This window comes from Microbulbifer jejuensis (assembly GCF_047289955.1).
In the GTDB taxonomy this organism is placed as follows: Bacteria; Pseudomonadota; Gammaproteobacteria; order Pseudomonadales; family Cellvibrionaceae; genus Microbulbifer.
In genome coordinates this window covers 13,984-37,978 of record NZ_JBLBUB010000036.1, presented here as the reverse complement: position 1 = coordinate 37,978, position 23,995 = coordinate 13,984, and the positions used below count along the sequence as shown (strand labels likewise).

The following is a 23,995-nucleotide window of genomic DNA, read 5'->3' as shown; positions in this document are numbered from 1 at the left end:
CTCAGGGAGAGGTTGATGTAGTGGTATGCGATTTAAATAACCGCCCAAGGAAAACATTAGGCTTTGAAACACCAGAAGATTTAATGGATAATTACTTGGCGGCACAAGCTGCATAAATGGTATGCGCTTCAAGGTTGAATCCGCGACCTTAATTAATCGAATATTATAAATTAAATAACTACAGAAGAAAACCTACGCCAAAGAACTCAGCAGCAACCTGTATTTAATGATAAAAATACATATTCTTAATTTTATCTATAACTTTTATTTTAATATTTTTAAATTCAAGCACCCTTTTAGGTGTTAACAACGTTCAGGCAGAGGTGCAGGCACCCCCTGTGTCAGCATACCGGCTCTCAAAGAGTGAACTGCCCAGTAAATTTCGCAAAATCACCCACTGCAACCGGCCTTTCTCAAGCACCAACAGCGCCACCCCCCGATAGAGACCTCATCGGCCCCGGTATAAAGCGTAAATACAGAGTGCTAACATGTGTTGACCTAGATAAGATCAGGAAAATGACATGTTTCATCGCTATCTAACCCATTCGATTGCTGCTGCTCTCCTCCTGTTTGCCGGGCTTGTGTCGGCAGCTGAGGCAGACAAAGGCGTCTTCTGGAAGGCTACCAGGGAAAATAAAACTGTCTATCTGCTCGGCTCCATTCATCTGGCGACTGAGGATTTCTATCCCCTGCGCGCCCAAATTGAACAAGCCTACTCAAACAGCGATGCCATTGCCGTTGAGGCCGATATCACCGCTGCCGAGAGCGATATGCTGCTGCAGCAGAAAATCATGATGGCGTCGGTTTACCAGGGTGATCGGAGCCTGCGCGATGATCTGCCCCCGGAACTGTACCAACAGCTGCAGGGCTGGATGCGCAAACACAACATGCCCGAAGCCCTGTTTATTCGCCAGCGCCCCGCCATTGCCATGGCTTCCATGGGCATGATTGAAATGCATGCCCACGGCCTGAAACCCGAATGGGGCATCGACAGGCACTTTCTCAAAAAAGCCAAACAGGACGGCAAGGCGGTATTGGAACTCGAAGGGGTACTGCAACAAGTCGAGCTGCTCAACAGCCTGGAGAATCCAGCATTGTTGCTCCAGCGGACCCTGGAGCAACTGGAGGATATCTCCTCTTTACTGCCGCAAATCACCCGTGCCTGGAAAACCGGCGATATCGACGCCCTCAACCGCCTGATTGTTCTGCAGGGACTTGAAGAAAACCCGGACTACAAACCGTTGTTCGACGCTTTGTTTTTCCAACGCAACGAAAAGATGACAGCCTGGATCGCGACTAACGCGCCCAACTACCCCTCTCTATTTGTGATCCTGGGAGCGGGCCACTTGGTGGGTGAAAAGGGCGTGATCCGACTGCTTGAACAGGCAGGATACAAGCTGGAACAACTCTGACGATCATTGAATAGCTATCGGCTTGCCGGACTCTGTATCTGAAGGCGCTGTGCCAGGACAACAGGGAGAGCGCGCAATTTCACCGGCTGCCAGCCCCCTGCAAACCTGTTGCAGGTAAAACCGGCTGCAACAGGGGTAACACCGATATACCGGCGCGGCAAATAACCGCCAGTGCCAAACCCCTGATGCACATGGCCTACCCCGCTTGCTGCGCTCTGGCGGGATCGAATACTGCCACCTCGGCCGCCAGGTCGTTATCACCCTCGGGGCTTTCAAACCGGTTGAGCGCCATGGCGCGCCGTTGCTGCGCATCCTGCACAGCAGCCTCTTTTACCGGGCCATAACCGCGGATCACATCCGGGTAGCCCAGCAATTCAAGGGCTGCACTGTGGTTCTGGCCGCTTAGCTCACGCACGACCTTGTTAACCAGCTGCTCATAGTCGGCGATCAGGGCCCGCTCCTCCCTGCGCTCGGCAGTATATCCAAACACATCCAGGGTTGTGCCGCGCAGGCATTTCAGTTTGGCCAAAACGGCAAAGGCTTTAAACATCCAACCGCCAAATTTCATCTTGCGAGGCCGTCTCAGCACTTTGTCAAAGGGGGCCAAAAGTGGCGGGGCCAGGTTGAACTCCAGATTAAAGTCCCCGCTAAAATTCTCCTGCAGTGACTGGATAAAACGGTCGTCGGTATACAGTCGTGCAACCTCATACTCGTCTTTATAGGCCAGCAGCTTGGCATAGTTGCGAGCAACCACTTCCGCAAGTGCCTGGCTTTTGGGCAAGATGAGGGCTTCTGCGGCGCTCACTTGGTCTACCAGGTTCTGATAGCGCTTCGCCAGTTTCGGATTCTGGTAGCCAGTGAGATGTTCAACCCGGTGGGCAACCAGTTCTTGCAGCCCTTGCGGAAATGCCACTGGCGCTTGCTCACTGGCGAGAAGCCCTTCCAGAGCCTGGGGATTTGCAGCGGCAAGCCGGCCTGCTGCAAAACCTTGCAAGTTGCCTTCCACAACAACACCGTTCAACTTGATGGCCTGCTGTAGCGATGCCTGGGAAAGCGGTAATAACCCTTTTTGCCAGGCAAAACCCAACATAAAGATATTGGCGGCAAGCGTATCGCCAAGTGCGGATTTGGTGAGCCGGTGCGCTGCAACGGAATCCAGCGCACTGACTGCGCTGCTCAGGGTATCCAGAATCGCCTGGGGCGAATGCACCTCTTCCCGCCCCAATACACTCGCAGCAGTCGGACTCAAATGGGTGTTCACCACGGCGCGGCTGCGGGTTTCGTCCAGCTTGCTTAGACAGGCGGCCAGGTTACCCGCGGCTATCAGGTCGCAGGCCATCAATGCATCGGCACGGCCGTCGGAGATACGCACCGCTTGCAGCGCTTGCGGCCGCGCGGCAAAGCGTATGTGGGAGTAAACCGCACCGCCCTTTTGCGCCAGGCCGGTCTGGTCCAGTGTACTGCAAGCCGTCCCTTCGATATGGGCCGCCATTGCCAGCAGTGCACCGATTGTCACTACACCGGTACCACCCACACCTGTCACCAGGAAATTGTAGGGAACCTCCAGTGTGGGCTGCTGTGGCGCAGGGAGTTTCTCCGCTTCGGTGCAGAGCCGATCCCCCACTCCGGCATTTTTGGCCAGGCGCCCCCCTTTCACAGTGACAAACGACGGACAGAAACCATTGATGCAAGACAGATCCTGGTTGCAACCGGTCTGATTGACCCGGCGCTTGTCACCCAGTGCCGTGGAGACTTTCTCCACGGCTATACAGCTGGACTGCTGCACACAGTCGCCACAGCCCTCACAGACTAGTTCGTTGATAAATGGACGACCCTCGGCCTGAGGCAACAGGCCGCGCTTGCGCTTGCGACGCAATTCGGTGGCACAGGTCTGGTCATAAATGATGATGGAACAGCCCTCAAGTTCCCGCAGTGTTTCCATTACCGCTGGCAGGTGATCGCGGTGGCGTATCTCAACCTCGGCGGGAAAGGACAGGACACCACGATATTTCTGGGGGTTATCCATCACCAGTACAACCTTCTGCACCCCCTCCGCCAGTACCTGTCGGCAGATCATATCCGGTGACAGCTCGCCGTCGTGGGGCTGGCCACCGGTCATTGCTACAGCGTCGTTAAACAGGATTTTGTAGGTGATATTGACCCCGGCGGCGACAGCGGCGCGAATCGCCAGAATGCCGGAATGGAAATAGGTGCCATCACCGAGATTCACAAACACGTGTTTTTCGCGAGTGAATGGTGCCTGCCCCACCCAGTTGACACCCTCGGCACCCATCTGGGTAAAGGTATAGGTCTCACGATCCAGCCACTGGGCCATATAGTGGCAACCGATACCGGCAAGGGCACGGCTGCCCTCCGGCACTTTGGTGGAACGGTTATGGGGGCAACCGGCACAGAACATGGGCAGGCGCGAAACACTGGAACCCGCCTGCCGGGAGATACGTTGGGCCAAGGCACTGAGGCGCATCAAGCGGTGTTTGCCGCCTTCACCCAGCCTGTCAGCACCCAGCACAGCACCCAGCACCTGGGCAATAATAGCCGGCGACAGCTCTCCGTAAGCCGGCATCAGCGGTCGATCATGTTCGTCCACCTTGCCCAGAATACGCGGAAAGTGGGGATCTTTCTGGTGTACGTTGTACAGCTCCTCTTTCAGCTGCACTTCCATCAGGCTGCGCTTCTCCTCCAGCACCAGCAGCGTATCTAGGCCGCGGGCAAATGCCTGGATACCGGGTACATCCAGGGGGTAGGTCATGCCCACCTTGAGAATCCGGATTCCGATCTGCCGGGCCCTCTCCTCATCGATGCCCATATCCTCAAAGGCCTGCATCAGGTCCAGGTGGGCCTTGCCTGTGGTGACAATACCCAGCGTGGCCTCGGGATTCTCCAACACCACCCGGTTTAAGTGGTTAGCGCGGGCAAATGCGAGGGCTGCCGGTCGTTTGTAACGCCACAGGCGCTCCTCTTGCGCCAGGGGGTTGTCCTGCTTGCGGATGTTCAAGCCGCCATCGGGGCGCTCGATCTCCGGGTAGATGAACGCTACCCGCCGCGGGTCCACTTCCACCGTGGCGGCACTGTCCATATTTTCCGCCAGGGTAATCATCGCCACCCAACAGCCGCTAAAGCGGGACAGCTCCAGCCCGTAGTGGCCGTAGTCCAGTACTTCTTGTACAGTGGCGGGATTCAGTACCGGGATATGCATATCCACAAAGGCGAATTCCGACTGACCGGGATAGGATGAGGACTTGCAGCCGTGGTCATCACCGGACACGATTAGAGCGCCCCCTTTGGGAGAGGAGCCCGCCGCATTGGCATGACGGAAGGCATCGCAAGAGCGGTCCACCCCCGGGGTCTTGCCGTACCAGATGCCGCAAACGCCATCCACCTCGGCACCCTCGAACAGGCCCACCTGCTGGGACCCCCACACAGCGGTCGCCGCCAGTTCCTCATTGACGCCCGGCTGGAAACGGATATTGTGCTGCTCCAGAAGTTTTTTGGCTCGAGACAGCTGTAGATCGTAGCCCCCCAGTGGAGAGCCGCGATAACCGGAAATAAAAGTGGCAGTGTCGAGGCCGCGGGATTGATCCATGCGCATCTGGTCAATCGGCAGGCGCACCAGCGCCTGTATCCCGGAGAGCAGCACACGGCCCTCGAGGAGGGTATAGCGGTCTTCCAGGGAGATCTGTTTTCCTGCCTGGGTAAGCTCCGCGCACTGGGAACGGGTCTCTTTATCAGTCATACACCTAATTTCCGCTCGTTCACTCTGTGTAAAACCCGTTTTGGGCTATGAGTCATTATTTTTTGAATTGCCTGCTAGTCGGCAAACAAATATCGCCATTGTGGTCCACACCAGCGTCCGCGGGCAGGCAATCAGCAACAGCACCCGTCCCGAGACAAGCTGGTCGGGCCATACTAGTTCGTTAGGCGCAACAGGGCATTGCTTTATTTACACAAATGTGCGTAAATTTATGATGAAAATTTCGAATATAAAAATATTTATAGGATAGGAGTCTTTATGAAGCGCTTGACAGACATGGATGACTTCGACCGCAAGATTCTGCGTGCGCTGCAGGAAAACGCCGATTATTCCATGGCGGAACTCGGCGACAAGGTCGGTCTCTCCCACACCCCCTGCTGGCGGCGCATTAAAAGGCTCGAGGCAGAAGGCATTATCCGCGGCCGTGTTACCCTGCTGGACCCCCGCAAGCTAGACCTAGGGGTCACAGTATACTGTTATATCACGATTCACAACCACGACGAAGAATCCCTGAACAGTTTCGAATCGGCAGTACAGGACGTTCAAGAAGTGGTTGAATGCTACTCGACCAGTGGGGACAAGGACTATGTGCTGCGCGTAGTCGTCGACAGCGTAGAGCATTATGAGCAGCTTTTAAAGCGCTCGCTGGTCCACCTGCCCAATGTGGCTTCGGTCAATTCCACCTTTGCCTTGAAACAGGTGAAATACACCACGCAACTGCCTCTATAAGCAAGGCAGGCAGGGGGTTCAAAAGATAGCCCCGCTGTTCCGGGGCTATCAGCGCTGCTCTCCAATGGCTGACAACCCCGATTGACCGGGGGTATCCCAGGTGTTTTAACCCCGCGCCTTTAGCGCCTCTATCAGCTGCTCCAGCGCTTCCTGCATGGTCAAACCGTCACAGCGTACCGTCATATCCGCATATTGCCTGTAAAGCGCCTGGCGCTCTAAAAATAACGCTTCAAAGGTTTGCCCCGGTGCCTTGGCGATACCGCGGCTTTCGTAGTTGTGAATACGGCGGCGCAGCGCTTCTGCCGAGCACTCCAGAAACACGACCGCACCGAGGCTACGCAGGTTTGCCATACCCGCATCGCTGTACACAGCGCTGCCGCCGGTTGCGATCACATGCCTGGGCAAATGGGCACTGGCAATAATTTCCCCCTCAATCCTCCTCAAGTTCAGATAGCCACTCTCCGCGATAATCTGTTGCAGGGTTTTGCCTTTACGGGCCTGAATCAACACATCGGTGTCGACAAAATCCAGAGCCATCTCTTTGGCCAGCAAAACGCCCAGAGTGCTTTTACCGGCACCGGGCATCCCAATGAGCACAATACTTTTTCTTTTCTTCATCAGTTCACATCTTGGAGCAAAAAACCATTCAATCACCACGCCGAGGGAAAAACAACGCGCGCAACCAGCCGCGCAGGCTGTTGCCCTGCAACAGCATTTTATCCAGTTCCTCCAGGTTATGGGTTTGGCGGAAAGCGTCGGTAAACAGGGCCTCGCGGGTGATCATCCGCCGCTTGGGATCGATGGTTTTCACCGGCTTCGCCGGATTGCCGGCGACTACCATATTCGCCGGCACATCCCGCGTGACAATGCTACCGGCACCCACCACAGAATGATCGCCGATGCTAACCCCTTTGCAAATGGTCGCACTATCGCCGATCCAGACATTATTGCCCAGCCGCACCGGCGCTGTGCAGCGAAAAGGCCGCGTGCGATTGTAAATACCATGCCAGTCGGAATCAGAGATATACACGTTGGCAGCGAGCATGCAGGCATCGCCAATTTCTATGGAGTGCGCCGCGGAGATCCGCACTCCGGGAGAAATCAGTACATAGTTTCCAATGGTAATGAATGCCTCGCGCCCCCTGTGGCCAAAAGTGGTGAAGCGTATGCATTTTTCCGCATTGGAAATTAAATGGGGGTAGTGACCCAAGCGAATATTTGCACCAAATACCTGTACCGAGGCAGGGTCCATGACCTCCGGCTCAACCCCCACAGCATCGAACTGCGGAAGCAGGTAACGCTCGGTACGCCACGTGCGCCAGCGCAGCTGCAAGCGCTTTAGCCAATAGGGTCTGTGATCTTTGCGCATCGTTTAAATTCAGGTTTCGTCCATTTGAGATCAGCACCAGCAAAGCAAATCGCAATTGCTTTTGCGGATGCCGGGGTTTAGTGTTCGGACCACAACAAATAGAAAGCCTTTCTCCATGACCATTAGACTATCCATTGATACTCGAGCCATTAAGGGGTTCCTCGCAGCCCAGGAAGGGGAGGCCCTCTATCATCTCGCCGCGGAGGCCAGTGGCCTTGGCCCCTGCCTGGAGGTCGGTAGCTATTGCGGTAAATCCACCGTTTATCTGGCCGCGGCCTGCAAACTGACCAACAGCGTGTTGTTTGCCGTGGATCACCACCGGGGCTCCGAAGAGCATCAACGCGGAGAGGAATACCATGATCCGGAGCTGTTTGACGACCACATTCAAATGATGGACAGTTTTGGCAGCTTCCGCGCAAATATCCGTACCGCTGCACTGGACGATTGGGTGGTTCCCATTGTGGCGCCTTCGTCGGTTGCGGCGCGCTGCTGGAATACCCCTCTGGGCCTCGTCTTTATCGACGGTGGCCACTCCCTGGAAGCGGCGATGACCGACTACCGCTGCTGGTCACGCCACATAGTCCCGGGCGGTTACCTCGCCATCCACGATATCTTCCCCGACCCAGCCTATGGGGGGCAGGCACCCTACGATATTTATAAACTAGCCCTGGCTTCCGCTCAGTTCGAACTGGTCGAGACAGTGGACACCCTGGGTATTTTGCGCCGTCTCTGACAACAGGGACACAGTGGTAAAGAGCCCGCTCGCCGGTGTCAGACCGGCAAGTGCATCGGCAGCCAACAGCATCGCCCCCACCGTCCAGGTGGTTTTCTCCTCCGGCCAAACCGCATCATCGGGATAGACATACCCTGTCCAGTAACCGCCGTCACTGTCCTGCCAGCGGTGCAGCCCCCGATAGATTACTTCGGCGCGGGCGCGCTGCCCGGTGGCCAGTAGCGCCATGGCCAATTCACAGGATTCGGCCACTGTCACCCAGGGCTCGTCATTGACACAGTGGCAACCCAACCCGGCCACCACAAACTCCTCCCAGCGCTGCTGCAGACGCACACGGGCCGCCGCGCCGGAGACAGCACCGCAAAGCACCGGGTAAAACCAATCCATGGAAAAGCGGGCCTTGGAAGCCCAGGTGCGGTCGAAGCGCTCGGGGCTGTTGCGCAGGGCATTGCCCAGGGCAAAGCGGCCCGACTCCCAATGCGCGCGCGAAACCCCCAGTCGGTGGGCGATATTGATCGCGCACTCAAGGCTCTTGTAAATGGAAGAGCAACCGGTAACCAGGGCATCCTCTTTGGGTTTGCTCTCAGTATCCACCGCCCAATGGATTTCACCGTGTTCGGTTTGCAGGCCCAGCACAAACTCAATGGCACGCTCCACCATCCGCCAAAAACGATGCAGGCACTTCCTATCACCGCTGATCAGGTAGTAATGCCAGATACCGGTGGCAACATAGGCAACAAAATTGCTCTCGCGGCGCTCTTGGTTTTCTATTGCGCCATCCTTGTAGGCCGCCCACCAGCTGCCGTCCTCCAACTGCGTATCCGCCAGCCACTGGTAGGCTTTTTCTGCAGCGGCCAACTCACCGGCAATCGCCAGTCCCATGGCCGCCTCTACATGGTCCCAGGGGTCGGCGTGGCCTCCCTTAAACCAGGGAATAGCACCGTCGGGCTGCTGCTGGGAAAGGATATAGGCTGCGCTGTCTTGCACAAAGCCGTTTGGGAATAACCCTGCAGGGTTAAGCGGAAAAGCCTCCAGCTCACTCACGGGTTTTTTACTCCCGCCGGCAACTGCCGCACGGCCCGGTGGGCCTTGACAAAATAGAGTGCGAGGCTTTTGCCAAGTACCGGGTTTAGCAGTTTTTCCACAACGCGGGTGGCCACGGGCTGTTTCATTAGATCCCACACCAGCAACCGGTGATAAGCGGCGACCAGGCGGGATTCCGGTTTGTTCCAGAACAGACACTTTAGCCACCAGTAAGGGGCGTGCAGGGCGTGGGCTTTGTGACGAGCGAAATAGCGGTGTCCCAGGGCCTCAATACTTTCGCGCAGTTCACGCTCACGAAAAATACGGATATGGCCCCCCTCCACCTGGTGGTATGCATCGCTGAGCTGCCAGCAAAGCCATTCGGGGAAGTAAGCCGGTACAGTGGCGGCGAAAATCCCCGAGGGTTTCAGCACCCGATCGATTTCCGCCAGAAGCGCCTGATATTCCCCAATATGCTCCAATACCTCAGAGCAGATCACCACATCAAAGCAAGCGTTTGCAAAAGGCAATTGCAGACCGTTGGCAACGCCGAATAACAGGCGCCCTTTTGCGTATTCGGGGCTGCTAAATGATTCAGCCCGCCCACTGGCAGTGCGCACATCGTCAAAGCAGAGGTCGATGCCATAAATATCCACCGCATCGGTGATCATCAGGTGGATGCAGTGACGCCCTTCTCCACATCCGAGATCAAGCACCTTCTGACCGGGACGGAGGTTCAAGTGTTGCGGAGCCACTGTAATCATCAAGCGGCCTCCACACCGCGGATATTGTTCGCCACCAAATCGCACCCACTGTTCTGGGGCACGGGAGGTTCACCCAGTATTTCGCGGTAATACGCCACCAGGTTCGCTGCGGCCAGATTCCAGGAGAAGCTGTTTTCAATCCGGGCCCTACCCCGTGCACCCAGTTCAACCCGCAGGGTTTCACAGGACAACACCCTGCCAAGGGCTTCCGCCAGCGCTTTGCTGTCGCCGGCCGGCACAAGGATGCCGGCATCTCCAACTACCTCCGGAAGCGCGCCGCCATCACTCGAAACCACCGGTGTGCCACAGGCCATCGCCTCTCCCGCAGGCAGACCAAACCCTTCGTAGAGGGACGGGCAAGCCACGACAGTGGCACTGCGGTAGTAATCCACCAGCTCTTCATTGGAAATGCCGGAAACAAATTGTACCGAATCACGCAACTGCAGGCTTTGCAGCAGTTGCTCGGTGGCACCGCCCGCCTGCATCGCGCCCACCACCAGTAATTCCACATCGGTGAACTGTTTGCGCAACTCGGCCAGGGCCAGCAACAACACCCGCAGCCCCTTGAGTGGCTGATCTGCCGACGCCGTCGTCATAATACGTAGCGGCAGGCGCTGCACCTGCAGGTCCGGTTTGAATATCTCCGTATCAATGCCATTGTAAATCAACTGTACCTGCTCGGGTGCCACACCAAACAGCTCGACAATATCCCGTTGCGACTGGCGCGACACTGTCACGATGTGACGCAGTTTGCGTGCGACCTTGGTCTGCATCTTCAGAAAGCTATGCCAGCGGCGCACCAATAACCTGAAACGCCAGTCCGGCGCCGCATCCAGGGCCAGTTGCCGGTCACGTGTGATGGGGTGGTGAATGGTGGCCACAACGGGCAAACCGCTTTTTTCAATCTCCAGCAGGCCATAACAGAGCGACTGGTTATCGTGCACTATGTCGTAGTGACGGCCGCATCTGCGCAGGTACCTGACCACCCGGCGGCCAAAGGTATAGGGTTCTGCGAACCCACCGGTGAGCTTGCTCAACCATTCGAAGAAGTCCGTCCAGGACAGCAGATGCTTCGCCTTGAGGGCCCGGATGGGATGCTCAGCCTCGTAGAGGTTAAGCCCGGGCATCTCAATCAACTTTACCCTTTCATCCAACTGCGGATAAGGCTGGCCCGAGATAACATCCACGACATGTCCCGCATCCACCAGTGCCTTACTCAGGTAGCGCAGGTAAATTCCTTGGCCGCCACTGTGTGGATGACTGCGATAACCCAGAAGGCATATGTTGAGTGGCCGAGCCTTGCCGGCCAGAGGACCGTCCGCATACTTACCCAAGGCGGTCATAAATTCCCTATTCGCATTGTTCGGGGACCCACACGCAACGACCGACCAACGCTGTCTTTTATGCAGCATCTCTGTGAACGCCGGTTGAGTCGGGCCCGCGCAGTAAAAGCGGAAGAATACACTGAGGTGGAAATGACCGCTAGGCTGAAACAGTCCACACTAATGGCCATGCTGGCCAGAAAACATTACTTCAGGACAGAAAAAACGCGCAGGGGGCGGTGTTCTCTGCGCCAAAGAATCTATAAATATGCCACCTATAAATTCAATAAATACAGATAGTTATACAAAGATTCTCACCCTGTGTATAACCTCTGCTTCTCCCTCACCCCCACCCGCTCTGCCAGAGCGCAAGGCTGCCATTGGCACTGGGGTGTACAAGCGCGATGATACCCGCAGGTAGAATAAAAAATGCCCGCCAAATAGCGGGCCAGGTTTTTTGAACACACTTTCAGGAGGAGAGTTGCAAGCGCATTACGCACTTAAACTTAGGTATAGCAGAGGATTGCAATCCGCCGCCGCCCCCTGTCGTGAAAGCCGTTTAGTCAAGATGCCTTGATCACCGCTGCGACGCATAGCAATACGCCTTGGCTTACACGCGGTACAAGTAGCTCTGATATTCCACATCGGTCACCCGTGCACCAATTTCTGCCTGCTCCTGGCGCTTCAGCAACAGGAACAGCGCAATAAAGCGCGGATCGAGATACTCACGCCACAGGGCGCTCTGTTCAAAACGCTGTAGTGCGCCATCCCAGGTATTGATCAGCTGCTCACTCTCAACCTGATAGGCATCCCCTTCAACCGGAGCCGGTGGTTCCAATTGGTTTTCCAGCCCATGGCATACACCGGTGAGAATCGCCGCCAGAACCAGGTAGGGATTCACATCGGCACCGGCGATACGGTGCTCAATGCGGCGGGCCTCCGGGCTGCTGGCTGGAATGCGCAAGGTGGTGGTGCGGTTATCGTAGCCCCAGCACAGGTTCAGCGGTGCGTGGGAACTCTCCTGGAAACGGCGATAGGAATTGCTGTGCGGTGCGAAAAATGCCATCGCATCATTTGCGCTCGCCAGCATACCCGCAACCGCCTGGTGCAGCAGCGCTGAGCCCTGTTCACTGCCGTTGTCGAAGACATTCCTGCCAGCGCTGTCAACCAGGCTCAAATGCACATGCATACCGTTCCCGGCCCGGTTGCCAAACGGTTTGGCCATGGTGCTGACACGCAAGCCGTGACTGCGCGCGACACCCTTTAACAGGCGTTTGAACAGCAGGGTTTGATCCGCAACCGCGAGCGGATCGGCACTGTGATTCAGGTTGATTTCAAACTGACCGGGAGCGCATTCCGACAGCACTGAATCCGCCGGAATACCCTGCTCTTCACAGGCAGCACGGACATCGGCGAAGAAATGCCCCTGGGCGTTCAGCTCCGACAGATCGTATACGTCTGTGGAGGGCACCAGTTCCGCATCGTTATCACACACGGGGCGCGGATGCGCCAGGTGATCCAGCTCATCATGCAACAGGTAGAACTCCAGCTCAGTGGCACAAACCGCGCTGTATCCGAGCTTTTTCAACCTGTCCAGCACCCGTTGCAACTGGCTGCGCGGATCGGCGTAGAGTGCGGAACCATCCGCCTCGTGCAATTGCATATGCAGCTGAGCGGTCAACTCCCTGTGCCAGGGTGCCGGGCTGATTGGGGATACCGGAAGACAGACGCCATCGCTGTCGCCACTGGCAAACACCAGTGGGCTATCCTCGATATCTCGCCCCCAGATATCCAGACTAACGGCGCTGCGCGGCATTTGCAGGCCCCCCTTGAGCAGCTTCTGCGCCGAATCGGCGGGCAGCCATTTACCCCGGGGCACACCGTTGATGTCGAATATAAAACCTTCAATCCACTTTAAGTCCGCATGCTCTGCCAGGAATTGGTGTGATTGCGCCAGCAGGTCCGGCCGAGCAGCGAATTTTTTTTCTTGAGACATAAGTTGCCTGAGATAATCCTGTCAAACCACAAAACAGTCTAAAGCCGCCACCCCGGCCCGCTATGGGCGGGCAGAGGTGGCGGCCATAAAGAGGCACTAAGACGAGTTTACGCCAGTGCCGCGGCAGTGCCGTCCAGAGCGCGCCATGCTTTTTCCACCAGCTCATCCACCTGCTCGGTGGTGATGATCAACGGCGGCGCGATGATCATGGTATCGCCGGTGGCGCGCATCACCAGTCCATTTTTAATACTGAGGTCGCGACACATAGCACCGGCAGTGCAATCCTCATCGAAACGGGCACGGCTGAGCTTGTCTTTTACCAGCTCCAGGGCGCCAACCATGCCCAGGCTGCGGGCCTCGCCCACAATCGGATGATCCGCCAGCTCTGCCCAGCGCTTGGCCAAATAGGGACCGGTCACATCGCGTACAGTGTCGATAATCTTCTCATTGCGCAGGATGTTGATGGTCGCCAGGCCCGCCATACAGGCTGCCGGATGCGCAGAGTAGGTGTAGCCGTGGGTAAATTCCCCCCCTTTGCTTTTGATCACCTCGGCGACACGGTCATTTACCAGAGTACCACCCAACGGAAAGTACCCATTGGTCACCGCCTTGGCAAAAGTCATCAGGTCCGGTTTCATGCCATAGTAGTCAGCCCCGAACCAAGCACCGGTGCGACCAAAGCCAAAGATCACCTCGTCCATCACCAGCAGAATATCGTACTGGCCCAACACCTTTCTCACCTCAGGCCAATAGGTCTCCGGCGGGATTACCACACCGCCTGCCCCCTGGATCGGTTCGGCAATAAAGGCCGCAACATTCTCCGGGCCCAGTTCCTGGATTTTTTCATCCAGGGTCCGGGCGGCGTAAATGCCAAACTCTTCCGGTGACATATCGCCGCCCTCGGCGAACCAATAGGGCTGCTGTACATGCTCGATGTAGTCCAGCGGCTGGAACTGCTTGTGCATACCACTCATGCCACCGAGACTGGCGCCGGCGATGGTGGAGCCGTGGTAGCCATTCTTGCGGGAGATCACAATGCGCTTCTCCGGCCTGTCCTGTAGATCCCAAAAGCGGCGAATAATACGCAGATTGGTGTCATTCGCCTCGGAACCCGAACCGGTAAAGAACACGTTGTTGATAGCCGCCGGAGTCACTTCCGCCAGGGCATCGGCCAGTTCAATGGCGGGCGCGGTGGTGCACTGGAAAAAGCTGTTGTAAAACGGCAGGGTGTTCAGCTGCTCATAAATGGCATCACTGATTTCCCTGCGGCTGTAGCCCAGATTACAGCACCAGAGACCGGACATGCCGTCCAACATGCGGTGACCATCGATATCGGTAATATAGGCGCCCTCGGCGCGGGTGATCACCCGGGTGCCCTGCCGACCCAGGTCGTGGAAATCGGTGAAAGGGTGCAGCAGATGTTTGCGATCCTGTTGTTGCAGCTCAGTCTTGTTCATATTCCGCTCCTGTCGTTTGCGCCGAGGTCCACTCCTGTGAGTGAGATCATGGACCCGCACCAATGAATGAAGAGTAATCCCGCCATCTGTCAGCCACCTGGATAGGTCTTGCACACAAGCCGCCACACGGTAGCGCATTTCTCTTAAATTTTGTGATCACATTTTAGTGGCGAGGCTCACAGAAGTGCAAGATTTATCGAACCTTCACCCGCTGCCTAAACGCCAACAGAGCTCTTATGGGACTATCACAGAAGTTAAAAAAATTTGACCAACCAGTCAGAATAGGTAGCAGCCCGGGATTCAGCACTTTGGAGCAACGCTCCCCCGAGATGACTGAAGAGGGCCACTGGCGCACCGGGACTGGGTGGGATACGAGGCTCGCTAAAGCAATTCCTCCGCAGAGATAGAGCCGAGCCCCTCCTCAATATCCTGGCGAATGGCCCTGCGCACCTGCTCAACATCCCCCCTGGCAACCCCCATCAGGAGATCCTTGTGGCGGTCGGGCAGTTCCTGTACACCGAAGCGCTGGAACACCAGATGTTGCAAAGGGGCTGTTTGCAGCCACAGACTCTCGATCAAAGAAAGGATGATATGAGGGCGCCCCAGGCGGTAGAGCGTAAAGTGGAAATCGAGATTGGCCGTCACATACTGCTCTATATCTTTTTCCGCCAGTGCAATATTGACTCGGGTATCCAGTTCGCACAGAGCCTCCAGGGCTTCCTCATCCACAAAAGGCAGGGCCTGCTCGGCAGCCTGGCACTCCAACACCACCCTGGCTGCACAGATCTCTGCGAGCTTTTCCAGGGTCATAGTGGGAACGGTCACGCGGCGGGTATCCGATACCTCCAACGCCCGCTCGGAAGTGAGGCGTCTCAGCGCTTCCCGCACAGGCATGGGGCTGCAATCCAGTTCCGCCGCCAACCCGCGAATAGTGATTGCGTGGCCGGGCAGAAATTTGCCGCGCAGAATCGCGTCGCGTACCTGAAAATAGACCCGCTCCTGGGTGGTGCGAAACACTTCCTGCGTGGGGTTAAATGCCCGCGTCATAGTCACGCCGCCCTGACCTGCTGCAGCTTATGGGGCGTCTCATCGCAACCGACCTCGATCAGGTGATCCGCCACCCGACCGCTCTGCCAGATGTTGTGGAAATCATCGGCAACCCCCCGGCTCAGATCCACCACCCGATTCCAGTACCTGATGCGCTCTGTGGGATTCAGCTTGTAAAAATCGCTGCGATCCGGAATCCTGCCACCGGGCAGCCCGGCCACAAATGCGGGAGATGGTGCAACCAGCAGCGTGGATGCCATCGCATCACCGCGCACACGCCGCCAGGAGAGCCCCTTGTCGAACCAACCCGGCACCATATAGGGGAAAAAGTGCGGATAGAGGACCAACCCGTGCGGGTGGCGAAAACGCAGATCGAAATGGTAATCGGTGATACCACCATCGCGGTAGTTGCCCTGCGGTGCTCCGGCGGGGTTTTGTACGCCCGCCATCACCAGAGGAATAGACCCGCTGGCAAGTACTGCGGCACAGACATTGCGGGCAGACAAGGCCGCATTGACCGTGCTCAGGTTGCCAAATTCCACTGCCGCGCTGACGTCGGAGTGGAATATCACCCGCTCCCAAAAGGCGCTCAGACTGTGTCGGGACACCGCGTTAGCCAAAGCCGAAGCGAAGAGGGCCGGGGCCAGCAGGGCGCGTTTTTCACTCCCGAGGGGCCCCCGGCCCCGCACGGTGACAAAATGGCTGTGCCATAGCGGGTTCTTCACCACCTCACAGGCACCGCGCTCGCCCAATACACTTTGCAGAACCCGTTCCCCCGTGGCAGTAATTTCCCTGGGTGTCGGCTTTGAAGAAGTGTAACTTTGGTTGATATACCCGTGCTCCAGGCGCTCCAATGCCGCCAATGGGTCCCGCATCGCGTAACACAGGTTGCGGAAACTGCCAATGGAGGATCCCAGAGTCACTATTGGCTCACGCCGCCCCTTGAAAAACTCCCCCATCAACACCCGGTCCAACTGACTGATCACCAGCCATTTGGGGCCACCGGAGGCACCGACCAGGGTCGAGAACTGCTTCTGGTGTAAACCTTCCTGGCGAATGCGGCGAGCTGCCGTAGCGCCGGCCAGCAAAATGCAACGGGTACGCTTCACAAAACTTCTCTTGTACTTTTCCACAGATCCACACTTCACCTGCTGCTCAAAAAGACTTCACTCCAGGCTACCACTCGCCGGTATTTTCCATCGACTGCCAGGGCTCCTGGGGTGTGAGTGGTTCGCCGTTTTGCAGGAGTTCGATAGAGATACCGTCCGGTGAGCGGATAAATGCCATATACCCATCGCGGGGTGGTCGATTAATGGTCACACCCGCTTCCATCAGACGCTGACACACCCCGTAGATATCATCCACACCATAAGCCAGGTGGCCAAAATTGCGCCCCCCGGGGTAGGATTCGGGGTCCCAGTTGTAAGTCAGCTCAAGTACCGGCGCCCTTTTCTCGCAGGCGGCTTCCATATCCCCCGGCGCGGCCAAAAACACCAGCGTAAAACGGCCCTTGTCATAATCCGTGCGGCTCACCACCTGCAGACCCAGTATTTCACAGTAAAATTTCAAAGACGCATCCAGATCTGACACGCGCACCATTGTATGTAGGTAGTTCACCCTCTACTCCTTCGTTTTGCCCGGATATACAATTGCGATATAAGGGATGATTCAACTTCACACCGTCAAATGCAAATGTATAAAAAATTCTATCGCAAGTTTTCACAGCCATCCGACATCTGCGCGCCGCCGATACTGCACATGGCCTGCCATTCCCACCATTACTGGCCGGATGTCACCCTCGATGCGACACAGGAATACTGGCACGACGCGGCACGCTTGGCCGATGACAAGTGGGACACCATCTTCGGAAAAAAAATACCCGCCTGGCAAAACGCTGTTGCGCGCACCCTACAGTTGCCCGACGCCGATCAAATTGCCATTGCCCCCAATACCCACGAGTTGGTCTACCGTCTGATCAGCGCCTTCGATCAAAACCAGCCCTTGCGTATACTGACCACTGATGGCGAATTCTACAGTTTCACGCGCCAATTGGAGCGACTGGAAGAGCTGCCCAACATAGAAGTTACCAGGATTCCAAAAGCCCCCTACGCCACACTGGCCGAACGCTTCGAGCGGGCGTTACAGACAGCAGACTACCAGCTTGCCTATGCCAGTCTGGTCTTTTTCGATTCGGGTGTGGTGTTCCCGGACTTATTGCGCATCGCCGAGGGCAAGCCCGCCGGAACCCAGTTCGTTATCGACGGCTACCACGCCTTCTTCGCGCGCCCGGTCAACTTGCACGGAGTCGCCAACAAGGTGTTCTTTATCGCCGGCTCCTACAAATATCTCGGCGCCGGTGAAGGCCTTTGCTTTATGACTATTCCCGCTCCCTGCACCCTGCGCCCGGTCAACACCGGCTGGTTTGCGGACATGGCAGAATTGCAAAACCGCTCGGAAGGCGTCAACTATGGGAATAACTGGCTGCGTTTTGCCGGGGCGACCATGGATTACTCCTGCCTGTACAAAGGGCTGGCCATTTTCGACTTGTTCCGGCGCGAGGGCATTACAGTCGGGAAAATCCACCGTTATGTCCTGGCTGCACAGCGGCGCTTTCTTCACAGCATGGACAACGCTAAGCATCCCCTGCTCAACCGGGGGAACCTGATTTTTCATGATCTTGAGCAGGGCCATGGACACTTCTTCACCTTTGACTGCCACAGTGTGGAGAATGCGGAGCGACTGCACAAAGCACTCAGAGCCCGCAACGTGCTGTGCGACCGGCGCCAACAACTGCTGCGGTTGGGCTTTGCCATCTATCACGGTGAGAATGAGACATATCGACAGGTTTTCAGTGGCTGAGGTTGTCACGCCTATAGCGCTTTGCGGCGGATGGATTCACACCACAGCGCACTACCCTGGGCAGAGCTGCCGGCGTTCATTCAGGAAGTCTCCAAGCGCGGGGGGCTGGCATTTAGGGCCATTGAACTGACCATCCTGACTGCCCCCCGCACCAGTGAGGCGCAGGGAGCAACCTGGAATGAAATCGACCTCAGCACCAAGACTTGGACAATCCCAGGTGAGCGGATGAAGGCGGACAAGGCACCGCGTACCCTTAGCACCGCCTGTGGTGGCTCTGCTGGAATCTCTGTCCCGGATCGACGACAAGCCGCACCTCTTCCCTGGCCAGCGCAAAGGGCAGCCCCTGCCAAATATGGCCATGCTTACGGCACTACGTCGCATGAAGCAAGATGAGCTTACTATGCACGGATTCCGATCAAGTTTCTGCGATTAGGCAGGAGAAGCCACTCCGCACCCGCGTGACGTTTGCGGGCAGGCCCTAGCCCACAGCCGGGGGGACTCTGCAGAAGTTGCTTACCGGCGCGGCGACTTATTTGAGAAACGAAAGTCGCTGATGGCCGACTGGGCTGCCTATGCCGCCCCTATCCAGAATGTTGCGCCAATACGAAAGCGAAAATAAATTGGCAATGTAGATGCCACAAAAAAAGCTCTAAGTTTTTGTTTATATATTAATAAGTTACTGATTTTTAGTGCCTAAATCGGTATGAATTTATAGTATTTTTGCGTCGAAGCTCAGCTTCATCGGCAGTTTTTAGCACTGCAAATTTTCCCTGTAAATATACAAGATTCCACCTCCAAAGCTGTACCACTCTAATGAAGAGATTAACCATTGAGTACCAGTAAGCCAGTCTTGGGTTCGGCCAAAAATTCAAGCACACGGCGCTTATTGGTTTTCATCAAAGCCTCAATGGAACGCACTCGCACATTGTTGCCAATATCCAGACGAATCACCTTGGGCGGTGGCCCGAAGCGGCGCCAGTAATCGACAAAATCTTTGTCTTTGGTGAGCAGTGCTAAGTTGTGCTCTTGAGCGTACTCCCACACCCTGGAATCTCTGGAGCCCTCACCCAAGGCCGCAACTTTGGGTACAGCGAGCGTACCTGCAAAATCCATCGCCAAGCGGACAGCCAGCCGATAAGAGAGATTCTCATCAATAAGTAGCATTAAGCGGCATTTCCTTTGCTCAGGTGAGTGGCAGCATATCCGATTGCCGCGCGGATCTTGGTTTCATCTAGGCTAGGGTAATCATTAATGATTTCGGTGTAGGTCATCCCGGCACTGAGCATCTGCAAAATGCTCTCTACCGTTATCCGTGTACCTTTGACGCAAGGTTTGCCCACCATCACATCAGATTTACATTCGATCCAGATCTGGCTGTTATCTGGCATTGCCCCTCCTCCTCAGTGCTTGCGTAGCGTTGCACAGTTATCGATCACTGATTGTATGACTTTTAATCTGTCTTTTCGAGAGTGGTAAGGAGGGGGCGCTTACGTCATCTGGCTACATTAGCCCATACTTCTACACTATCGCCATAAACCGCTGAACATAGATCGTTTTCAGTCGAGATCAGCCTATCTACTTGAATAAAGATCGACCCTTACCACTATATTGCATTCACCCTTTCTAGTGATATGTAATCAAGAGATTGGCGACCATCGACGTTCCAAATAACCTCTACCCGAACGTCATTGACCTTAAACTCTGCACACATTTCTACGCCATCATTCCACTGCTCCACAGGATCACCAAAGACCTGAATTACTTTCTCAAAGTCAGTATCGTTATCAAAATGAAGGACACGCCCATCCAGCGACACTCCCCCCTTAAAACTTCTAAATCCTTCGTAGCCGTCTCTGTAACAGGTAAAAATAGAGCTTATTTTCCCGTCGATTACATTTATTGCGTACCCGTCGTCAAATAATTGAAGGTGCTCCCCCCCAAGTGATACAGGGGCCAAACTCCCGACTCTATATCCCAATAAGCTTCCATCATTAACATCTAATAACATATCAATCACTTTCGCAGTTCGTCCCTTTCTATCTTTATTTCCCGAGGCACGACCGGTTGATTCCTTTCAGCTGCAGCTCTTGCTGCAGATTTCGGAGAGCCCGTGGGATTACTGGGTTTCGATGGCACAATAACCTTATCGACACCTGCCTCGGCTATTTTTGGCGCACAGCTTGAACATGGTTTTTGATCTTGCCCACCAACGACGGACACTCTCTTAAGCGATAAACTACGCGACAGAGGTGACCCATGGCAAGACCAAAGAAATCAACCAAAACCACTCGCAAGCAATACTCCGAGGAGTACCGGTCAGAGGCCCTGGCGCTGGCGGCTAAGGTGGGCGTAAGCGCTGCAGCCAAACAGCTCGGCCTGCATGCCTCCCAGATCTACGGCTGGCGGAGTAAGGCTAGATTACACCAGGATCGAGGAGATGCCGAGAAACAGCTAGCGGCTGAGAATGCCCGGCTGAAACGGCAGCTGGCGGAGCAGGCAGAGGAACTGGCAATCTTAAAAAAAGCCGCGGCGTACTTTGCAAAGAGCCTGAAATGAGGTACGCCTTCATGCAAGAACACAGGCAAGAGTTCAGCGTCAAGGCAATGGTGCGGGTTTTGAACGTATCCCGCAGCGGCTTCTACGACTGGGTAGCCAGAGGAACACTCTGTTCCAAGCGACAGCAACATCGGGACCAGCTGGATCGCCTGGCACAGGAGTGTTTTACGGCCAGCAAAAAACGCAGTGGCGCTCCGCGGCTGACAAAGGAACTGGCAAGCCGAGGTAATGCGTATAACCGTAAGACAGTTGCTGCCAGCATGCGGCGGCAGGGGCTGCGGGCTAAGGCAGCCAAGAAGTATAAGGCCACTACCTCCTCGAAGCACAATCTGCCGGTGGCTTCCAATCTACTGAAGCAGAACTTCAATGCTACGGCGGCGAATCAGAAATGGGTTGGGGACATCACCTATTTATGGACAGAAGAAGGCTGGCTATACCTGGCTGTAGTGATAGATCTCTACAGCCGCCTGGTTGTCGGCTGGGCGATGTCAGAGCGAATGACGGCCACACTAGTCTGTGATGCTTTGCGTATGGCCCTGTGGCGACGAAAAATACCTAGGGGAGTTATCGTGCACTCTGATCGGGGGAGCCAATACTGCTCCCGAGATTATCAGTCGCTGATCAAAGCGCATAATCTGGAATGTAGCATGAGCGCGAAGGGAAACTGCTACGACAACGCTTGCGCAGAAACATTTTTCCACTCACTAAAAGTAGAATCGATTCATGGCGAACGCTTTCCAACAAGACTGGTGATGCGTGAAACGGTGTTTGAATACATAGAAGTGGATGACAATCGAACCCGCCTTCACAGCGCCAACGGCTACCTCAGCCCAGAAGCGTTTGAGGCACAGCAAACTGCTTAATGGCGTGTCCGTTGCTGGTGGGCAAGATCACACATCGGTCAGGGAGCGGCAAGGAGAGAAGAGATGACCGATATCATTCCCTTTAATTTTCATCAAAATCTGGTGAGAGCAGTCAAGCACGAAAGCGAACCTTATTTTGTTGGCAAGGATGTAGCCGAGATATTGGGTTACAAAGACACCGATAAAGCCATCCGAACCCATTGCGAAGCAACCAAAACCCTAACCCGCCGAAATAGTGGGTTAGAAAATAGCTTTTCGGAAATGCTCAGCGGGGAGGCTGGAAGGCCAATCACCGTCCAGTAGGTACCTAATCGGGGGCTCAAAATCATCCCCGAACGCGATGTCTACCGCCTGTTCATGCGCTCCAGACTCCCAGAGGTCAAAGCCTTCGAGGAATGGGTTGTCGGCCACGTCCTGCCTAGTATCAGCAAAACCGGTAACTACACCACCAAACCTCAAGACCTGAGCCGCATGGAAATCCTCAAGCTCGGAATACAAGCCGCGGAGGAACGCCTGCGCCTGGGGGGGGAAGTAGCCGAACTGAAACCCAAGGTGGACGCCTATGACCGAAGCGCCACCAGCGACGGCTCACTCTGTATCACCAGTGCCGCCAAAGATTTACAGACGCGCCCAAAAGACTTGTTCGCTTGACTCCAGTCCAACCAGTGGATTAAACACCGTAGAACGCTCAAACGACAACGAGAAGGTAGTAGAGCAAGTGTTAGTGACCCCCCAAAGGTTTGGTCACGCTGGCCGCTGCCCTTTAGAGGGTTAAGAGATAGGTGCGGCTTCGGTTGTGCCGCAGATCGCAGGCTAGGATTATGAGTTACTGTAAATCAAAAGGTGGTAGCATGAAAACACCTAACCGCATTTTGCAGCTACCTGAAGTCGAACGGTTCACCGGCTATAAGCGCAGCTGCATTTACCGGATGGCCTAAGAGGGCTTGTTTCCTCAGCAGAAGCGGATAGGTCCAGGCGCTGTTGGCTGGGACAGTCAAGAAGTGGAGACTTGGATAGAGGAAAAGCCTGATGGTACCGCATAGTGCGAGCGCATATCAGCTTGATACTTCAATCAAGTGGGGGAGCAAGAGGGGGATTGAAGCGTTCATGAAAAAAAATCCCTGAAAAATCAGTGTATTATTCTTGAAAATAGCGGTTGTATTCTCCCCCGCTAATAGTCGCCATAGACATCTACAGGCCTGGTAATGGATCGGTTATGCTGGATGCACGCTCAGCTCCCGTTAAGAATAACGCTGCTATGGTCCCGCCAATACTCCAGGGTTTCTCACAACCCATTGCGATTGATAAGGAAAAATCATGAAGTTAATACAAATCTCCACAGTCACACTACTTGCCCTGCTTGTCACCGCTTGTGGCAGCGGTAGCGCACCTGCCGAGCGGGGTACTCTAGTTACTATCGCCGCGCGTGGTGAAGTCAGCCAGGCACCCGATATCGCAAGCATCTCCGTGGGTGTGGTCACCGAGGCTGCGGACAGTAAAAAAGCCATGGGCGATAACGCCGAGCAAATGGAATCCTTGATGGCGGCCATCACAAAAGCCGGTATCGCCAAAAAAGACATCCAAACCAGCGGCATCAGCCTATGGCCCCGCTACCAGTATCAACAGAATCGAAAGCCACAACTCGTCGGTTATACTGCGCGTAACACGGTCAGCATCAAGGTGCGCAAGCTGGACGAGTTGGGTAATCTGCTGGACGACCTGGCGAGCGCCGGTGCCAACCAGGTGAACGGCCCCAGCTTCGAGATCGGCGAGCCGGCACCGGTTCAGGCGGAGGCCCGTGAAAAAGCCCTTTTGGATGCCCAGGAACGAGCGGCCATCTATGCAAAAGCTCTCGGCATGAAGGTGCGCCGAATCGTGAGTATTTCTGAAAATGGAACCGGCGATCTGCCCCACCCGGTCATGCTTCGCCGCAACCAGATGACCGCCGAAAGTGACCAGGCGACCACTCCTGTTGCCCCTGGGGAAATAAAGGTAACAGTGAACCTGAACTTGGTATTTGAGTTACAGGACTGATCTTTTTGGGCCCTGCATCCTCTCCCGCAGTGCCCGAGGATTCACCTTCCAATTAACAA

The 23,995-nt window shown here is 55.5% G+C and carries 23 protein-coding genes and 1 pseudogene; 10 read left to right on the top strand and 14 right to left on the bottom strand.

Annotation, left to right across the window (positions count from 1 at the left end):
- The first annotated feature begins 521 nt into the window (after positions 1–521).
- Positions 522–1,412: a TraB/GumN family protein gene (locus ACL7TT_RS18535; RefSeq protein ID WP_413397660.1), complete on the top strand. Its 891-nt coding sequence runs from the start codon at positions 522–524 to the stop codon at positions 1,410–1,412.
- Between the two features lie 196 nt (positions 1,413–1,608).
- On the opposite strand, the gene ACL7TT_RS18530 is transcribed toward ACL7TT_RS18535, so the two are convergent.
- Positions 1,609–5,166 carry an indolepyruvate ferredoxin oxidoreductase family protein gene (locus tag ACL7TT_RS18530; protein ID WP_413397658.1) on the bottom strand — a complete coding sequence of 1,186 codons (3,558 nt, stop codon included), beginning with the start codon at positions 5,164–5,166 and terminating at the stop codon, positions 1,609–1,611.
- A gap of 276 nt (positions 5,167–5,442) precedes the next feature.
- Between ACL7TT_RS18530 and ACL7TT_RS18525 the strand changes: the two genes are divergently transcribed.
- On the top strand, positions 5,443–5,913 hold the full coding sequence (locus tag ACL7TT_RS18525; protein WP_299943373.1) for an Lrp/AsnC family transcriptional regulator: 471 nt from the start codon (positions 5,443–5,445) through the stop codon (positions 5,911–5,913).
- A gap of 105 nt (positions 5,914–6,018) precedes the next feature.
- Here ACL7TT_RS18525 and ACL7TT_RS18520 read toward each other — a convergent pair whose 3' ends face one another.
- Both ACL7TT_RS18520 and ACL7TT_RS18515 read right to left on the bottom strand, forming a co-directional pair.
- Entirely contained in the window at positions 6,019–6,531 is a 513-nt protein-coding gene (locus ACL7TT_RS18520) for a shikimate kinase (RefSeq protein WP_413397656.1), read from the bottom strand.
- 28 nt (positions 6,532–6,559) lie between these two features.
- Positions 6,560–7,282 (bottom strand): acyltransferase, encoded by a 723-nt coding sequence (locus ACL7TT_RS18515; RefSeq protein ID WP_299943368.1) that lies wholly within the window; start codon positions 7,280–7,282, stop codon positions 6,560–6,562.
- 115 nt (positions 7,283–7,397) lie between these two features.
- On the opposite strand from ACL7TT_RS18515, the gene ACL7TT_RS18510 reads away from it, so the two are divergent.
- Positions 7,398–8,015, top strand: a complete 618-nt coding sequence (locus ACL7TT_RS18510; protein ID WP_299943365.1) for a class I SAM-dependent methyltransferase — start codon at positions 7,398–7,400, stop codon at positions 8,013–8,015.
- Here ACL7TT_RS18510 and ACL7TT_RS18505 read toward each other — a convergent pair.
- The 8 genes from ACL7TT_RS18505 to gloA form a co-directional block, all read right to left on the bottom strand.
- On the bottom strand, positions 7,944–9,059 hold the full coding sequence (locus ACL7TT_RS18505) for a prenyltransferase/squalene oxidase repeat-containing protein (protein WP_299943363.1): 1,116 nt from the start codon (positions 9,057–9,059) through the stop codon (positions 7,944–7,946). The two genes, ACL7TT_RS18510 and ACL7TT_RS18505, sit on opposite strands and share 72 nt — an antisense overlap.
- Entirely contained in the window at positions 9,056–9,802 is a 747-nt protein-coding gene (locus tag ACL7TT_RS18500) for a class I SAM-dependent methyltransferase (protein WP_413397653.1), read from the bottom strand. The genes ACL7TT_RS18505 and ACL7TT_RS18500 overlap by 4 nt, the downstream gene beginning before the upstream one ends.
- Positions 9,802–11,145: a glycosyltransferase family 4 protein gene (locus tag ACL7TT_RS18495; protein WP_413397651.1), complete on the bottom strand. Its 1,344-nt coding sequence runs from the start codon at positions 11,143–11,145 to the stop codon at positions 9,802–9,804. The genes ACL7TT_RS18500 and ACL7TT_RS18495 overlap by 1 nt, the downstream gene beginning before the upstream one ends.
- 589 nt (positions 11,146–11,734) lie before the next feature.
- Positions 11,735–13,120: a glutamine synthetase family protein gene (locus ACL7TT_RS18490; RefSeq protein ID WP_413397649.1), complete on the bottom strand. Its 1,386-nt coding sequence runs from the start codon at positions 13,118–13,120 to the stop codon at positions 11,735–11,737.
- 107 nt (positions 13,121–13,227) lie between these two features.
- A complete protein-coding gene (locus ACL7TT_RS18485) occupies positions 13,228–14,577 on the bottom strand; it encodes an aspartate aminotransferase family protein (protein WP_413397647.1) in 1,350 nt (449 codons plus the stop codon).
- 381 nt (positions 14,578–14,958) lie between these two features.
- On the bottom strand, positions 14,959–15,624 hold the full coding sequence (locus ACL7TT_RS18480; RefSeq protein WP_413397645.1) for a GntR family transcriptional regulator: 666 nt from the start codon (positions 15,622–15,624) through the stop codon (positions 14,959–14,961).
- Between the two features lie 2 nt (positions 15,625–15,626).
- Positions 15,627–16,733 carry a hypothetical protein gene (locus ACL7TT_RS18475; protein WP_413397642.1) on the bottom strand — a complete coding sequence of 369 codons (1,107 nt, stop codon included), beginning with the start codon at positions 16,731–16,733 and terminating at the stop codon, positions 15,627–15,629.
- 67 nt (positions 16,734–16,800) lie between these two features.
- A complete protein-coding gene (gloA, locus tag ACL7TT_RS18470) occupies positions 16,801–17,241 on the bottom strand; it encodes a lactoylglutathione lyase (protein ID WP_299943344.1) in 441 nt (146 codons plus the stop codon).
- Between the two features lie 75 nt (positions 17,242–17,316).
- On the opposite strand from gloA, the gene ACL7TT_RS18465 reads away from it, so the two are divergent.
- Complete coding sequence (locus ACL7TT_RS18465; RefSeq protein WP_413397640.1) at positions 17,317–18,483, top strand: hypothetical protein; 1,167 nt, start codon at positions 17,317–17,319, stop codon at positions 18,481–18,483.
- Between the two features lie 30 nt (positions 18,484–18,513).
- Positions 18,514–18,876 (top strand): hypothetical protein, encoded by a 363-nt coding sequence (locus ACL7TT_RS18460; protein ID WP_413397638.1) that lies wholly within the window; start codon positions 18,514–18,516, stop codon positions 18,874–18,876.
- A 429-nt stretch (positions 18,877–19,305) separates the two neighbouring features.
- On the opposite strand, the gene ACL7TT_RS18455 is transcribed toward ACL7TT_RS18460, so the two are convergent.
- The 3 genes from ACL7TT_RS18455 to ACL7TT_RS18445 all read right to left on the bottom strand — a co-directional run bounded on the left by ACL7TT_RS18455 (position 19,306) and on the right by ACL7TT_RS18445 (position 20,491).
- Positions 19,306–19,647, bottom strand: a complete 342-nt coding sequence (locus ACL7TT_RS18455) for a DUF5615 family PIN-like protein (RefSeq protein WP_413397636.1) — start codon at positions 19,645–19,647, stop codon at positions 19,306–19,308.
- Positions 19,647–19,871 (bottom strand): DUF433 domain-containing protein, encoded by a 225-nt coding sequence (locus ACL7TT_RS18450; RefSeq protein ID WP_301417060.1) that lies wholly within the window; start codon positions 19,869–19,871, stop codon positions 19,647–19,649. The genes ACL7TT_RS18455 and ACL7TT_RS18450 overlap by 1 nt, the downstream gene beginning before the upstream one ends.
- A 215-nt stretch (positions 19,872–20,086) precedes the next feature.
- Entirely contained in the window at positions 20,087–20,491 is a 405-nt protein-coding gene (locus ACL7TT_RS18445) for a hypothetical protein (RefSeq protein ID WP_413397634.1), read from the bottom strand.
- 248 nt (positions 20,492–20,739) lie between these two features.
- On the opposite strand from ACL7TT_RS18445, the gene ACL7TT_RS18440 reads away from it, so the two are divergent.
- The 5 genes and pseudogenes from ACL7TT_RS18440 to ACL7TT_RS18420 all read left to right on the top strand — a co-directional run bounded on the left by ACL7TT_RS18440 (position 20,740) and on the right by ACL7TT_RS18420 (position 23,936).
- A protein-coding gene (locus tag ACL7TT_RS18440) for an IS3 family transposase (RefSeq protein WP_413397632.1) occupies positions 20,740–21,902 on the top strand; the annotation gives its coding sequence in 2 pieces (ribosomal slippage) (positions 20,740–21,007 and positions 21,007–21,902; 1,164 coding nt in all).
- A 63-nt stretch (positions 21,903–21,965) separates the two neighbouring features.
- Positions 21,966–22,310: pseudogene (locus tag ACL7TT_RS18435) on the top strand (BRO-N domain-containing protein); the annotation flags it as partial.
- Between the two features lie 63 nt (positions 22,311–22,373).
- On the top strand, positions 22,374–22,553 hold the full coding sequence (locus tag ACL7TT_RS18430; RefSeq protein ID WP_413397662.1) for a phage antirepressor KilAC domain-containing protein: 180 nt from the start codon (positions 22,374–22,376) through the stop codon (positions 22,551–22,553).
- A 293-nt stretch (positions 22,554–22,846) separates the two neighbouring features.
- Complete coding sequence (locus ACL7TT_RS18425) at positions 22,847–22,945, top strand: helix-turn-helix transcriptional regulator (RefSeq protein WP_413397630.1); 99 nt, start codon at positions 22,847–22,849, stop codon at positions 22,943–22,945.
- A gap of 274 nt (positions 22,946–23,219) precedes the next feature.
- Entirely contained in the window at positions 23,220–23,936 is a 717-nt protein-coding gene (locus ACL7TT_RS18420; RefSeq protein ID WP_413397628.1) for an SIMPL domain-containing protein, read from the top strand.
- Positions 23,937–23,995: the final 59 nt, after the last annotated feature.

Bases quoted from the DNA above. Each gene is read 5' to 3' on its own strand.
- ACL7TT_RS18485 (WP_413397647.1), bottom strand. From the start codon at position 14,577: ATGAACAAGACTGAGCTGCAACAACAGGATCGCAAACATCTGCTGCAC.
- ACL7TT_RS18530 (WP_413397658.1), bottom strand. From the start codon at position 5,166: ATGACTGATAAAGAGACCCGTTCCCAGTGCGCGGAGCTTACCCAGGCA.
- ACL7TT_RS18515 (WP_299943368.1), bottom strand. From the start codon at position 7,282: ATGCGCAAAGATCACAGACCCTATTGGCTAAAGCGCTTGCAGCTGCGC.
- ACL7TT_RS18510 (WP_299943365.1), top strand. From the start codon at position 7,398: ATGACCATTAGACTATCCATTGATACTCGAGCCATTAAGGGGTTCCTC.
- ACL7TT_RS18460 (WP_413397638.1), top strand. From the start codon at position 18,514: ATGGATTCACACCACAGCGCACTACCCTGGGCAGAGCTGCCGGCGTTC.
- ACL7TT_RS18420 (WP_413397628.1), top strand. From the start codon at position 23,220: ATGAAGTTAATACAAATCTCCACAGTCACACTACTTGCCCTGCTTGTC.
- ACL7TT_RS18535 (WP_413397660.1), top strand. From the start codon at position 522: ATGTTTCATCGCTATCTAACCCATTCGATTGCTGCTGCTCTCCTCCTG.
- ACL7TT_RS18525 (WP_299943373.1), top strand. From the start codon at position 5,443: ATGAAGCGCTTGACAGACATGGATGACTTCGACCGCAAGATTCTGCGT.
- ACL7TT_RS18495 (WP_413397651.1), bottom strand. From the start codon at position 11,145: ATGACCGCCTTGGGTAAGTATGCGGACGGTCCTCTGGCCGGCAAGGCT.
- ACL7TT_RS18455 (WP_413397636.1), bottom strand. From the start codon at position 19,647: ATGCTACTTATTGATGAGAATCTCTCTTATCGGCTGGCTGTCCGCTTG.
- ACL7TT_RS18500 (WP_413397653.1), bottom strand. From the start codon at position 9,802: ATGATTACAGTGGCTCCGCAACACTTGAACCTCCGTCCCGGTCAGAAG.
- ACL7TT_RS18445 (WP_413397634.1), bottom strand. From the start codon at position 20,491: ATGTTATTAGATGTTAATGATGGAAGCTTATTGGGATATAGAGTCGGG.
- ACL7TT_RS18430 (WP_413397662.1), top strand. From the start codon at position 22,374: ATGGAAATCCTCAAGCTCGGAATACAAGCCGCGGAGGAACGCCTGCGC.
- ACL7TT_RS18450 (WP_301417060.1), bottom strand. From the start codon at position 19,871: ATGCCAGATAACAGCCAGATCTGGATCGAATGTAAATCTGATGTGATG.
- ACL7TT_RS18520 (WP_413397656.1), bottom strand. From the start codon at position 6,531: ATGAAGAAAAGAAAAAGTATTGTGCTCATTGGGATGCCCGGTGCCGGT.
- ACL7TT_RS18490 (WP_413397649.1), bottom strand. From the start codon at position 13,120: ATGTCTCAAGAAAAAAAATTCGCTGCTCGGCCGGACCTGCTGGCGCAA.
- ACL7TT_RS18465 (WP_413397640.1), top strand. From the start codon at position 17,317: ATGTATAAAAAATTCTATCGCAAGTTTTCACAGCCATCCGACATCTGC.
- ACL7TT_RS18480 (WP_413397645.1), bottom strand. From the start codon at position 15,624: ATGACGCGGGCATTTAACCCCACGCAGGAAGTGTTTCGCACCACCCAG.